The organism is Lysobacter sp. H23M47, assembly GCF_015209765.1.
In the GTDB taxonomy this organism is placed as follows: Bacteria; Pseudomonadota; Gammaproteobacteria; order Xanthomonadales; family Xanthomonadaceae; genus Novilysobacter; species Novilysobacter avium.
The window spans coordinates 2,802,536-2,814,959 of record NZ_CP063658.1 but is presented as its reverse complement, the minus strand read 5'-3'; the positions used below and the strand labels follow the sequence as shown (position 1 = coordinate 2,814,959).

Below are 12,424 nucleotides of genomic sequence, written 5' to 3'. Positions count from 1 at the left end.
CAGCTCCGCGCGATTTCGCGTGGGGCGGCTTTACGTGGCGCGGCCCTGCGTGGGGATCAGGCGGGCACGGGTGTCGGCGCGTTTACCGCCGCCGGCAACTCGATCACGAAGACCGACCCACCCCCATCGCGGTCCTCATACCAGAGCTGACCACCGGCGTTGGAGATGATCTGCTTGGCCAGCGACAGGCCCAGACCGCTGGAGACGCCGTCATCTTCGGCCGTGCCGAGGCGGCTGAACGGCTTGAACAGTTCGCGCTGCTGGTGGGCCGGAATTCCCGGTCCACGGTCCGCGGCGACCAGCTGCCAGAAGCCGGGAGCTCCAGGGCGTCCTGACAGCAACAACTCGCCGTTGGGTGCGTATTTCATGGCATTGCTCACCAGGTTCTCCGCGACCTGGCGCAGCACACGGTCGTCGATGGCGACCTTGGTTCCCACCGGCGGCGAGGTCACCGTCAGTGTGATTCCCTGCGCATCGAGTTGGTACTCATAACGGTTTGCCAGCCACTCCAGCGTGTCGCACAGGTCGGCGCAGTCGGAGCCTTCGCATTTTTCGCGCGAAGCACCGGCCTGGGTTTCGAGGTAATGGCGGATATAGCCGATCGCGTCGTTGGCACTTTCGTAGATCATGTCCAGATAACGCGGGATCCGCTCCGGGCGGACTGCCTCGTTGCGCAGGATGTCACTGGCAAACAGCACGCTCGAAAGCGGGTTCTTCAGATCATGGGCGACCAGGTTGACCAGCTCCTGGCGCTCGCGGGCGACACGCTCCAGCCGGTCCCGGGTGAGCTTTAGCCCCACGTGCGCGTTGACGCGCGCAATCAACTCCTCCGGCAGGAAGGGCTTGGTGACGTAGTCCACGACGCCGGCGTCGAAAGCGCGCAGCAACAGGTCACGGTCGTGCGCAGCGGTAACGAACACCACCGGTACGCCCATGCCGCGCTCCTTGAGCGCATTCATGACCTCGAAGCCGTCCATGCCGGGCATCATGACGTCGAGCAGGATGAGGTCCGGCTGGGCCTGCTCGCACAGGATCAGCGCTTCCTCACCCGTCCCGGCCGACAGCACGTGGTAACCCTCACGAGTGAGCAGGGTGCTGACCACGCGACGGTTCGCCGACTGATCGTCGACGACCAGAATACTGCCAAGACTGGTCTGGGTAGGTGTCATGTCGGTTCCTGATGCCAAGTCCACCCCGGGACAAGGCCTGCCTCTGGCGCAATAGCAAACCACGAAAAGCTGAATGCGGCACGCAACCGCCTTAACGGTTCAGCTGTGACGAGGCTCCGCAGACAGATCATGCCACTGTCCCGGCATCAGTGCGCCCAATTGATGCGGACCGACGGCCACGCGCACCAGTCGCAGGGTGGGCAGGCCGACCGCGGCCGTCATTCGCCGGACCTGGCGGTTGCGGCCCTCACGAATCCGGATCTCCAGCCAGGCATCGGCCACGGTCTTGCGGAAGCGCACCGGCGGATCGCGCGGCCACAGCGAAGGTGCGGGGATGCTCCGCGCATGCGCCGGCAAGGTCGGACCGTCCTTGAGTTTCACGCCGTTGCGCAACGCTGCCAGCTGCTGCTCATCCGGCGTCCCCTCCACCTGCACCCAATACGTCTTGAGCGCCTTATGGCGCGGATCGGTCAGACGGTGGGCCATGCGGCCGTCGTCGGTAAGCAGCAGTAACCCTTCGCTGTCGTAGTCCAGGCGACCGGCCGGATAAACCGCAGCGGGCAGCCCGAATCCTGCCAGCGTCTCCCGCGCGGGACCTTCCGGGCCGCTGTCAGTGAACTGGCACAGCACCCGGAAGGGCTTGTTGAACGCGATCAGCAACGATCGCTCAACCGGGTTTGCGGAACCGCAGGGTCATGCGATCGCTTTCGCCGATGGCCTGGTATTTGGCGGGGTCGTCGCCTTCGCTGACATTGTTGCCCGGCGGCAGCGTCCACACGCCGTTGGGGTGGTCGCGGGTGTCACGCGGGTTGGCGTTGATCTCACTGGCCTCCTCGAAGGTGAAGCCGGCGGCTTCGGCGAGTGCGATCACCTGGGCCTGGCCGACATAGCCACTGCCATCGTCATCAGGGACGTCGGCGGCGGCGCGGTGCTCGACAACGCCCAGGGTGCCGCCGGGTTTGAGCACCTTGTAGAAGCCCTCGAACATGCCCGGCGCCTGACCGGATTTGCGCCAGTTGTGCACGTTGCGGAAGGTCACAACGAGGTCCGCGGTGCCCGGGCTGCCCAGCACGGGCGCGCTCGGGTCGTAGCTGACCATGTTGGCGCGGTCGAACTGCGCCGGCGCCGCGGCGAAAGTTGCCTCGAGCTGGTCCTTGGCCTTCTGCTGGTAGTCCCGCCCGCCGCCCTCGGGGAGCGTGGCCGGATCCACTACCGCAGCCACGTAGTTGCCGTCCTGGTGCAGGTAAGGCGCGAGGATCTGCGCATACCAACCCGCACCGGGGGTGATTTCCACCACCGTCTGGTCGGGCTGCAGGCCGAAGAACTGCAGGGTCTCCAGTGGATGGCGATGGGCATCGCGGGCGACGTCATCCGCACTGCGCCAGTCACCGCCGACCGCGTCGCGCAGCCTGGCCTGGTCAGTCGCCGCTGCACGCGACTCGCTTTCCGCCGCCGAGTCGGCGCGCTGCGCGTCGGCGCTGTCGAGATTGCCGGTGGCGGGCTCGCCGCTGCAACCCAGCAGGAGGAACGGTGCAAGCGCGCAGCCGAGCAGGGTGAGAGAGGTGCGGTGGTTCATGGGGCGGCTCCAGTGGGAACAGGGCAGACCGCAGCCTAGCGCAAACCAGGCGCGGTCCCGTTGGGATGGCGGGGCGATCAGGCGGCCGACAGGAGCGCCAGTGCCTCGTTGAACGCGCGGCTGGGTCGCATCTCCCTGCCCACCAGTTCCAGGTCGGGCTGGTAGTAGCCGCCCATGTCGACCGGCTTGCCCTGCGCGGCGTTGAGCTCCTCGACGATCTTTTCCTCATCGCGGCCAAGCGCCTGCGCGATGGGGGCGAACGTCGCCTTCAGCGCGGCGTCCTCATCCTGCGCGGCCAGCGCCTGCGCCCAGTACAGCGCGAGGTAGAAGTGGCTGCCGCGATTGTCGAGCTCGCCGACCTTGCGCGAGGGTGAGCGGTTGTTGTCCAGGAAGGTGCCGGTGGCTTCGTCCAGGGTCCTGGCCAGAACACGCGCCTGCGGATTGTCGTAGCGCTGCGCCAGGTGTTCCAGGGACGCGGCCAGGGCGAGGAACTCACCCAGCGAATCCCAGCGCAGGTGGTTTTCCTTGCTGAACTGCTGCACGTGCTTGGGCGCGCTGCCGCCGGCGCCGGTCTCGAACAGGCCACCGCCGGCCATCAGCGGGACGATCGACAGCATCTTCGCGCTGGTGCCCAGCTCCATGATCGGGAACAGGTCGGTGAGGTAGTCGCGCAGCACGTTGCCGGTCACCGAGATGGTGTCCTCGCCCTTGCGGATGCGCTCCAGCGAGAACTTCATCGCCGCCACCGGATCCATGATGCGGATGTCCAGGCCAGCGGTGTCGTGATCCTTCAGGTACGCCTCGACCTTGGCGATCACCTGGCGGTCGTGGGCGCGCTGCGGGTCCAGCCAGAAGACCGCCGGCGTGTTGCTCAGGCGCGCGCGGGTGACGGCCAGCTTGACCCAGTCGCGGATCGGCGCGTCCTTGGTCTGGCACATGCGCCAGATGTCGCCGGCTTCGACGGGGTGCTCCATCAGCACCGTGCCACTGCCGTCCACCACGCGCACCGTGCCCGCGGCAGGGATCTGGAAGGTCTTGTCGTGGCTGCCGTATTCCTCGGCCTTCTGCGCCATCAGGCCGACGTTGGGCACCGTGCCCATGGTCGCCGGGTCGAACGCACCGTGCGCCTTGCAGTCCTCGATCGCGGTCTGGAACACGGCCGCGTAGCAGCGGTCCGGGATCAGCGCCTTGGCGTCCTGACGCTCGCCGGCGGCATTCCACATCTTGCCCGAGTCGCGGATCATCGCCGGCATGGAGGCATCCACGATCACGTCGCTGGGCACGTGCAGGTTGGTGATGCCCTTGTCGGAATCGACCATCGCCAGCTTGGGCCGGTCGGCGTACTGGGCGGCAATGTCGGCCTCAATCGCGGCCTGGCGATCGGCTGGCAGGGACTTGATGCTGGCGTAGAGATCACCGATCCCGTTGTCGGGGTCGAATCCGACCTCACGCAGCTCGTCGGCATATTTGGCCAGCACCTCGCGGTAGAAGCGGCTGACCACGACGCCGAAGATGATCGGGTCGGAGACCTTCATCATCGTGGCCTTCAGGTGCACCGAGAACAGCACGTCGCGGGCGCGGGCGTCCTCGATCTGGGCATCGACGAACTCGGCCAGCTTGGAGCGGCTCATCACCGAGGCGTCGATCAGCTCGCCAGCCAGCAGCGCGGTCTTCTCCTTCAGCACCGTGGTCTTGCCATCGGCGCCGACCAGCTCGATGCGCACCGCGCCGGGCTCCTCGATCAACACCGACTGCTCGCTGCCGTAGAAGTCGCCATCGTCCATGTGGGCGACGTGCGACTGGCTGTCCGCGCTCCACGCGCCCATCCGGTGCGGGTGCTTGCGCACGTAGTTCTTCACCGACAGCGGCGCACGGCGATCGGAATTGCCTTCGCGCAGCACCGGGTTGACGGCGCTGCCCTTGGCGCGATCGTAGCGCTTGCGGGTATCGCGCTCGGCGTCGGTGGCCGGCTCGTCGGGGTATTCGGGCAGCTTGTAGCCGTGCTGCTGCAGCTCGCGGATGGCGGCCTTCAGCTGCGGCTCGGACGCGCTGATGTTGGGGAGCTTGATGATGTTGGCTTCCGGCGTGGTCGCCAGGTTGCCCAACTCGGCCAGGTCATCGCTGACGGCAGCATCGCCGAGCATGTCGGGGAACTGCGCCAGGATCCGCGCGGCCAGAGAGATGTCGCGGGTTTCCACCGCGATCCCGGCGGTGCCGGTGAACGCCTGCACGATCGGCAGCAGCGACTGCGTCGCCAGCAAGGGCGCCTCGTCGGTGAGTGTGTAGATGATCTTGGGGGTATCGGACATTGAGCTCTCGTCGTCGCCATCGGGCCGACCATTGTCGCCTAGACGTCCTGTTCGCGCTCGCGCACTTCCTCTTCGGCCACCGTGTAGAGGGCGGATGGCGCGGCTTCCAGCCGGGCGCGCGGGATCGGATCGCCGCTCTGCTCGGACTGGCCGTAGGTGCCTTCCTCGATCTTCTCCAGCGCGCGACGAACCGCTTCCAGGCGCATGCGGTCGTGGGCACGCACAGCGCGGTTGTTGTCCTGCTGCGCGCTCTTCTGCGCGTCGCTGCCGCTGGTCCGGGCCTGGTTGGTGCGGGTTTCCTGCATCTGCAGCTCGTCCTCGAGGCGGAAGTCGAGCGAGGACTGCAGCTCGGCCTGCAACTCCTCCAGCCGTTGCTTCTGTTTCTGGATGAAGTCCGGATCAAGTGCGTCGTTGTGCTGGCTCATGCGTATCCCGCGTCGGTTGTTTCGTGGCCACCAGTGTGGCCAAAGCGACGTGATTCCGGCATGACCCCGGAGCGCGGCAGGCGGTTTCGCCGGCCGCGGGCTACCGGTACCAGGCGCGACCGGCTGCGTTTACGCGCCGCAGCACTTCTTGTATTTCTTGCCGCTGCCGCAGGGGCAGGGCTCGTTGCGCTCGGGCGTGTCGAGTGCGCGGATCGGTTCGCGCGGGGTCAGCGCCTCGATGCGGTGGTGGTGCAGGTCGGCCAGCATGTCGGGCAGCATCGCGATGATGCCCAGGCGCTCGGGGTAGTCGATCGGCGTGCCGGGCTGGGCCGGGTCCTCGCCGATGACTTCGCCGCTGGCGAGGCGGTCCAACTGCTCGAAAATCTCCTCCATCCAGTCGTTCTGGTCCAGCCACGCATCCCACGCGTCCTCCTGCAGCTCCACGGCGGTGAAGAAGCCCAGTGCCCAGTCGCGGCCGACATCCAGCTCGTCTTCCTGTGCTGCCTGCGCGCCTTCGGTCGGATGCTCGGGATCCTCGGGCAGCCACAGCAGCGGCGCCAGGTGGTCGGGCAGGGTCTCGTTGCCGTGGCGCACCCTGGCGAGCGCCATGTTGCGATGGGTAAGCAGCAGGTCTTCGATGCCCGCGCGCTGCGCAGCGTCGTCCCAGCGCGGGGTCTTGCCCCAGATGGTCGGCTCCCACTGGTCCATGGGGAGCTCGGCTGGCGAGACGGCAAGCGCGGTGAAATAGCCGTCGAGCGCTTCCAGGTTGAAGCCGCGGAACGGCACCGCGCGCTGCTCGAGCAGGTTGGCAAGGCGTTCGATCTGGTCGTCGGACAGATAGGCGGATGCAGTCATGGGCGAAGGTCACGGCGGGCAGGGATGGGCCATGGTAACGGTTGCCCGAAGGCGTCGAGCGTGACCGGCGAGACCCTGCAACGCAGAAGGGCGCACCAGTTGGCACGCCCTTCTCAGGCCAGCCGTTTCCGGCCATGGCGATTCGAGGAATTACTTCACCGTGAAGCTGGTCTTGCGCGGCGCAGCGCTGTCGATGGCAACCTCGGCGGTGTAGTTGCCGGCCGGCCAGCCGTTGGCATTGTTGAAGGTGAAGTTGGTGGTCTCGATACCGTTGGCCGAGATCGACTGCGACTCCTCACCGGCGACCTGGCCATCATCGTAGACCAGCCGCGTGTGGATGTTCGTGCTGCCGCTGGTCCCGGTGGTGGACACTGACACGATGATCGGATCGTTGGTGGTGAAATCCGTGGTCGAGGTCTGGATCATCTTGTCGGCGCCCGCCTGGGTGCCCAAGGTCACCGACGTGATGCTTACCGCGCTGTTCATCGGCGACGCCGGCTGGGTCGGCGCCGGGGTGCTCATCGGCGGCGGGGTGACGGCGGTGTCAGCAGGCTTGTCCTTCTTGCAGCCCGCCAGGGCGAGCGATGCCACCAGGGCGGTCGCGATGGCATAACGCAGGGTTGGTGCGGTCATGTGGATCTCCTTGGGGATGGGCGCCAGTGCGCTTCAGTGGTCGTCGCGAGCAGGAACGCGCAGGACCTGGCCGGGCTGGATCCGGTCCGGGTTGTCCAGCTGGTCGCGGTTGGCGTCGTAGATCGTGTTCCAGGCGCTGGCCTTGCCATAGAAATGCTTGGCGATGTGCGAGAGCGTGTCGCCGGGCTTCACCGTGTACAGCTCGGACACCGGCTCGCCGATCTTGTCCGCGGTGGTGTCGACGCGCGAACTGACAGCGGAGAAGTCAGCCCGGTCCGCCCTGTTGGCGGTGCTGTCTACTTTGCTGGTGACGCCGGAGAAATCGGCTTTCTTGTCGGGGTGGCTCATTGCATCGGACTCCTGCCATCAGGGCAGGGAGACGATGGCACGCGCCTTGTTAAAACCAGATCGCCGGCGGGTGACGGTTTTGCGACGGCGCGCCGCCAACAGCGCCGTCCTGCCGCTTACTGGCGCAGGTCTCGCCCCGGCTCAGGCGCAGGACAGCCCGGCGTTGCCCGCCACGGGTTGATGTCCAGGCCGCCGCGGCGGGTGTAACGCGCCTCCACCGAGAGCTGGGTGGGGCAGGCGTGGCGCATCAGGTCGCAGAAGACCTGCTCCACGCACTGCTCGTGGAAGCCGGCGTGCTCGCGGAAGGAGACCAGGTAACGCAGCAGGCCGGCGCGATCCAGCTGGGGGCCGTGGTAGTGGACCACCACGCGCGCCCAGTCGGGCTGGCCGGTCACGGGGCAATTGGATTTGAGCAGCTCGCTGGTCAGAGTCTCGGTTACGACATGGGCGGGATCGGCGGCAAGGAAGGCCGGCTGCGGCGGGCCGTAGTGGTCGATGGCGATGTCCAGCGTGTCGATCAGGATGGCGTTGTCCTGCGACTCATCCATGGCGGGCAGGCCGAAGGCGACCTCGACCGGGCTCCCGGCCACGCGCGACAGGTCCTCGACCATTCGCGCGAGCACCGCCTCGTCGCTGGGGAACGCGGTGGCGTTGAACGAGTTCAGATAGAGCTTGAGCGACTTGGATTCGATCAGCTGCGGTGAGGTTGCCGGCACCGTGATCGTTGCGGTCGCGACGCGCGGCTTGCCGCGGCCGTCCAGCCAGCCCAGCTCGTAGCCATGCCAGCGGTCGTTGCCGATGAAGGGCAGGGCGTCGGCCTGCACGCCCAGCGGGGTGCGCCCCAGGGCGCGGGCGATCGGGAACAGCAGCGATGGATCGTACGCGCGTGGGTAGGCGACGCTGCGGCCCAGCGGCAGGTCGGCGCCGGCGTCGGTGGCGGCGAGGGAGTCGATGGCGGTCATGGCGCCATTATCCTCCCGATCCGCCCCGGTGCCGGGTGGTGAGGTACTCGGTGGAGCGCATCTCGATCAGGCGCGAGGTGGTGCGCTCGAACGGACCGGCCAGGCGGTGGCCGGTGTACAGGCCGACCGGGTCGGCATCGGCGGTGCAGACCAGGTTGACGTTGCGGTCGTAGAGCTCGTCGATCAGGTTGACGAAGCGGCGCCCTGGATCGTCGTTGTTGCCATCGAATACCGGAATACCGCCCAGCAGGACGGTGTGGAAACGCGTTGCGATGCCGATGTAGTCGCCGGTGGCGCGCGGGCCATCGCACAGGGCGTCGAAGTCGAACCAGGTGTGGCCGCCGGCGATGCCGCGCACCGGGATGTCGCGGCCTTCGATATGCAGCGGACCGTCCTCGCGCGGCGCGTCGGCGATGATCTGCTTCCAGCGCGTCGCCAGCCACTCGTCGGCCGCGGCATCCAGCGGCGCGCGGTACACCGGCGAGCGGGTCAATGCGCGCAGGCGGTAATCCTGGTCGCTGACCAGCTCCAGAATGTGGCAATGCTGCTGGATCTGGGCGATCGCCGGCAGGAAGCTCTCGCGCTGCAACCCGTCCTTGAACAGGTTTTGCGGGGCGGTATTGGAGGTCGTCACCAGGGCCACCCCGTTGGCGAACAACTGCTCCATGAACCGGCCCAGCAGCATCGCGTCGCCGATGTCGGTGACAAAGAACTCGTCCAGCACCAGTACCCGCCAGCGGTGCCCGGCGGCATGGGCGATGGAGGCCAGGGGATCGCGCTCGCCAGCGTGCTCGCGCAGGCGCGCATGCACGTCTCGCATGAAGCGGTGGAAGTGGGTGCGGTGCTTGGCCTCGATGGGCAGGCCGTCGTAGAACAGGTCGACCAGGAAGGTCTTGCCACGACCGACGCCGCCCCACAGGTACAGGCCCGGCACTGGAGCCGACGGTTGCTTGCGCAGGCGCTGCAGCAGTCCGCGCGACGGCGGCTCCAGCAGCGCCGCATGGATGCGGTCCAGTTCGGCCAGTGCAGGCAATTGGGCGGGATCTGCATCCCACTCGCCACGGGCAACACCCGCGCGGTAGCGCACGCCGGGCAGCGCGCCGGCGCCCGCGGTCACGACGGGATCAGGCATCGGCGGCAGGCTTCGCCGCTGGCAGGTAGGGACGGATCCCGTGCTTCACCGCGCCGCGCAGGTCGATCAGCTTGCGGTGGAAGAAGTGGCTGGCATCGGGGATGCGGACCAGTTCGGGCGGCTGCTCGAAGCCGTCTGCCCACTCATAAACCTTTTCGGGATCCACGACATCGTCCGTCTCGCCCTGGATCACCACCCAGGGGCCGTCGAAGGCCGGGATGCTGTCGAAGCGGTAGCCGCGGCGGCCGGCGGGCGGAGCGATCATCAGCAGCAGGCCGGCATCGACCTCGCTGGCGACCTGGAAGGCGACGTAGGAGCCGAAACTGAAACCCCCCAGCCAGAGCTGGTGGTCGGGGCGCTGCCCGCGTACCCAGGCGATGACGGCCCGGAGGTCATCGGCTTCGCCGTCACCGTTGTCAAAGCGGCCCTCAGACCCGCCCACGCCACGGAAGTTGAAGCGAACCGTGGTGGCGCCGGACTGGTGCAGGCCACGTGCGGTCATGGTGACCACCTTGTTGTGCATGGTGCCGCCCTCGGTGGGGAGGGGGTGGCAGATCACCATCACCACCGGGCGCGGGTCGACGTCGGCCTCGGGCCCTTCCACGATGGCTTCGAGATCTCCGGCCGGGCCGTGCAGGGTGACGACGACCGGCTTGCCGGAGCGGAATTCCGGGTCGTTGGGAAATGCAGGCTTGTCCATCGGCCCATGATAAGCCTTGCCAACGGACGGAACCCGGAAACGACAAAGCCGCCCTTGGGCGGCTCTGTCAGCGGACCGGGAGACCGGTCGACCGTTACTTGAGGTTCTCGACCATCCAGTCGACCGTGGCGATGACCTGCTCGTCGGTCAGGGCCGGATTGCCGCCCTTGGCCGGCATCAGGCCGGCGCTGCCGGTGTAGCCCTCGATGGCGTGCTTGTGCAGGGTGTCCATGCCCTGGGCAATGCGTGCCGACCAGTGCGCCTGATCCATGGTCGGTGCACCGCCGGCGCCGGAACCGTGGCAACCCGCGCACAGGCCATCAAAGATCACCGAGCCATCCAGCGTGCCGCCGTAGGCGACCTGCGCCGATGCCGAAGCCAGCGCCGCGGATGCCGCCGCTGCTGCTGCGGCCGCACCGGTGCTGCCGGCGTACACGCCGCCGACGGGCGCGATGCGCTCCACGGTGCGTTGCGCGAAATTGTCCGGCTCGTCGTAGGGAAGCGAGTTGCTGATGATGCGTGAGCCGACCACCAGGCCAAGGCTGAGCAGGATCAGGAAGCCGATCACCAGCGAGAATCTTTTCAGGAAATCAAGGTCGTAATTGCGCACGGTCCCACCTTTTGGGCGCTCCCCGCGATGGGGCGCGCGTCGACGTCCAACGAAAATCCGCAATCAAGCGGCCGCGGGGCAGTATAAAGCGTTGCCGGCCAGACAAGTAGGGGCGGGTCTCCGCCGTGGAATCAGGCACTAAGGCCGCATCGCCTCGAGCGCCGTCTGGTAGCGCTGCAGGTGGTACTGGATCTGGTTCGAGCGCGGGTCGGTCTGCATCGCCGGGGGCACGTCCAGATCCATCAGCTCCAGGTCATCCGTGCCGACCGCGGCCCAACGAGGCAGTCCCGGTCCGTTGGGGTCCCCATTGCGGGCGAAGTTGGTCCAGTAGCCGGTCATGATCCGCGACAGCTCCTTGCCGGTTGCATCGCCGGTCACGCTGGGCAGGCCGACCGGCTCGAACAGGTAGGGCACGTCATCGCTGTGCGCCGCGCCGGGCACGCTGCCGCGCTTGTCGGCGGGAACGTGGCTGAAACGGTAGACAAAGGCTTTGCCGCCGTGGGCGGCGACCTGGCGGGCCAGGAAGCGGGCCGGCGCGTGGAAGCCGGTATCGGCGAACCATTCCTCCACCAGCGGCTTGTCATCCAGTGCGGGGTAGGCGCTGCGCGCTTCGTCGGCGGGTGTACCACGCAGGATCGCGGCCAATGGAATATTGAAGTTGGCGACCAGGCTCTGCTCCCAATCGGTGGTGCCGATCATCAGCGGGGTTGGGTTCTGCTCGCCGCGGGCGAAGGTGCGGTCGACGTTGCCGGGCAGAAACCGGCCATCGGTGACGGGCACCATCGCGCCTGCGGGGCGGGTTTCGGAGTAGGCGATGATTTTCTGCCACGGCAACGCGCGCAGCCTCGCCGGGACGTCTCCGCCGGGATCGACGCCCAACGCGGTCGCCAACGCCTCGCCATCCTTCTCCAGCGAGGGCGATCCGGGCTGGTCGACCGAGACCCGGCGGGCCTGCTCGAGGTTGGCCATCGCGCCGCTCTGGGCGATGGCGCGGTGGTACAGGCCGCGGGTCATCGGCGAGGTCATCAGCGCGGTCACCGCCACTCCGCCGGAGGACTGGCCGGCGATGGTGACGTTGCCGGGATCGCCGCCGAATGCGTCGATGTTGTCCTGCACCCAGCGCAGCGCGGCCGCCATGTCCATGAGGCCGTAGTTGGCCAGCGGCTCGTCGGTCTGGCGCGCGGTGAGCGCGGGGTGGGCAAACAGCCCCAGGCTGTCGAGCCGGTAGTTGATGGTGACCACCACCGCGTCCCGCTTGGCCAAAGCCTTGCCGTCGTGCCGCGAGCCTGTGCCGATGCGGGCAAAGCCGCCATGGATCCACATGATCACCGGAACCTTGCTGCCGGCCTTGAGTTGCGGGCTGTAGACACTGAGGTTGAGGCAGTCCTCCGCCATCTCGAACGCCGCCAGCCACGGGGCGACGGCGCCGTTGCGCTCCTGGGTGGACTGCGGGCAGATCGCGCCGTGCCGGGTGCCATCGCGCACGCCTTGCCATTCCGGCGCGGGGCCGGGTGGTCGCCAGCGTCCTTTGCCACTGACATCGCCGGCGAACGGGATGCCGCGGAATACGACGATGCCCTCGTCGACAAATCCGCGCACGTCGCCCTGGGCGGTGTGCACCACCGGCGCCGGCTCATCACTGCCGCCGGCGACAGGGCGATCGGTCAAGCTGGCGCAAGCTGGCAACGCCGCCGCCAACATCAGG

At 67.6% G+C, this 12,424-nt stretch carries 12 protein-coding genes and 1 pseudogene; all 13 read right to left on the bottom strand.

The window, feature by feature from the left end; translation table 11 throughout:
• Positions 1-56 precede the first annotated feature (56 nt).
• Positions 57-1,169, bottom strand: a complete 1,113-nt coding sequence (locus INQ43_RS12760) for a hybrid sensor histidine kinase/response regulator (protein WP_194036702.1) — start codon at positions 1,167-1,169, stop codon at positions 57-59.
• A gap of 99 nt (positions 1,170-1,268) precedes the next feature.
• A complete protein-coding gene (locus INQ43_RS12755; RefSeq protein ID WP_194036701.1) occupies positions 1,269-1,829 on the bottom strand; it encodes a pseudouridine synthase in 561 nt (186 codons plus the stop codon).
• Between the two features lie 7 nt (positions 1,830-1,836).
• Positions 1,837-2,583, bottom strand: a pseudogene (locus tag INQ43_RS12750) (methyltransferase); the annotation flags it as partial.
• Between the two features lie 239 nt (positions 2,584-2,822).
• On the bottom strand, positions 2,823-5,054 hold the full coding sequence (locus INQ43_RS12745; RefSeq protein ID WP_194036700.1) for an NADP-dependent isocitrate dehydrogenase: 2,232 nt from the start codon (positions 5,052-5,054) through the stop codon (positions 2,823-2,825).
• A 38-nt stretch (positions 5,055-5,092) separates the two neighbouring features.
• Positions 5,093-5,479: a TraR/DksA family transcriptional regulator gene (locus INQ43_RS12740; RefSeq protein WP_194036699.1), complete on the bottom strand. Its 387-nt coding sequence runs from the start codon at positions 5,477-5,479 to the stop codon at positions 5,093-5,095.
• Between the two features lie 129 nt (positions 5,480-5,608).
• Positions 5,609-6,334, bottom strand: coding sequence for a UPF0149 family protein (locus INQ43_RS12735; RefSeq protein WP_194036698.1), 726 nt, complete (start codon positions 6,332-6,334; stop codon positions 5,609-5,611).
• A gap of 150 nt (positions 6,335-6,484) precedes the next feature.
• Positions 6,485-6,967, bottom strand: a complete 483-nt coding sequence (locus INQ43_RS12730) for a hypothetical protein (protein ID WP_194036697.1) — start codon at positions 6,965-6,967, stop codon at positions 6,485-6,487.
• 33 nt (positions 6,968-7,000) lie between these two features.
• Positions 7,001-7,315 (bottom strand): LysM peptidoglycan-binding domain-containing protein, encoded by a 315-nt coding sequence (locus tag INQ43_RS12725; protein ID WP_194036696.1) that lies wholly within the window; start codon positions 7,313-7,315, stop codon positions 7,001-7,003.
• A 116-nt stretch (positions 7,316-7,431) separates the two neighbouring features.
• The gene (gene queF, locus INQ43_RS12720) at positions 7,432-8,277 is read right to left on the bottom strand and encodes an NADPH-dependent 7-cyano-7-deazaguanine reductase QueF (RefSeq protein WP_194036695.1); all 846 of its coding nucleotides are present in this window, start codon (positions 8,275-8,277) and stop codon (positions 7,432-7,434) included.
• Positions 8,278-8,284: 7 nt separating this feature from the next.
• On the bottom strand, positions 8,285-9,409 hold the full coding sequence (zapE, locus tag INQ43_RS12715; RefSeq protein WP_194036694.1) for a cell division protein ZapE: 1,125 nt from the start codon (positions 9,407-9,409) through the stop codon (positions 8,285-8,287).
• On the bottom strand, positions 9,402-10,109 hold the full coding sequence (locus INQ43_RS12710) for an alpha/beta fold hydrolase (protein ID WP_194036693.1): 708 nt from the start codon (positions 10,107-10,109) through the stop codon (positions 9,402-9,404). The genes zapE and INQ43_RS12710 overlap by 8 nt, the downstream gene beginning before the upstream one ends.
• Before the next feature lie 94 nt (positions 10,110-10,203).
• Positions 10,204-10,719, bottom strand: a complete 516-nt coding sequence (locus INQ43_RS12705) for a c-type cytochrome (RefSeq protein ID WP_194034590.1) — start codon at positions 10,717-10,719, stop codon at positions 10,204-10,206.
• Positions 10,720-10,857: 138 nt separating this feature from the next.
• Entirely contained in the window at positions 10,858-12,387 is a 1,530-nt protein-coding gene (locus tag INQ43_RS12700; RefSeq protein ID WP_194036692.1) for a carboxylesterase family protein, read from the bottom strand.
• Between the last annotated feature and the right edge of the window lie 37 nt (positions 12,388-12,424).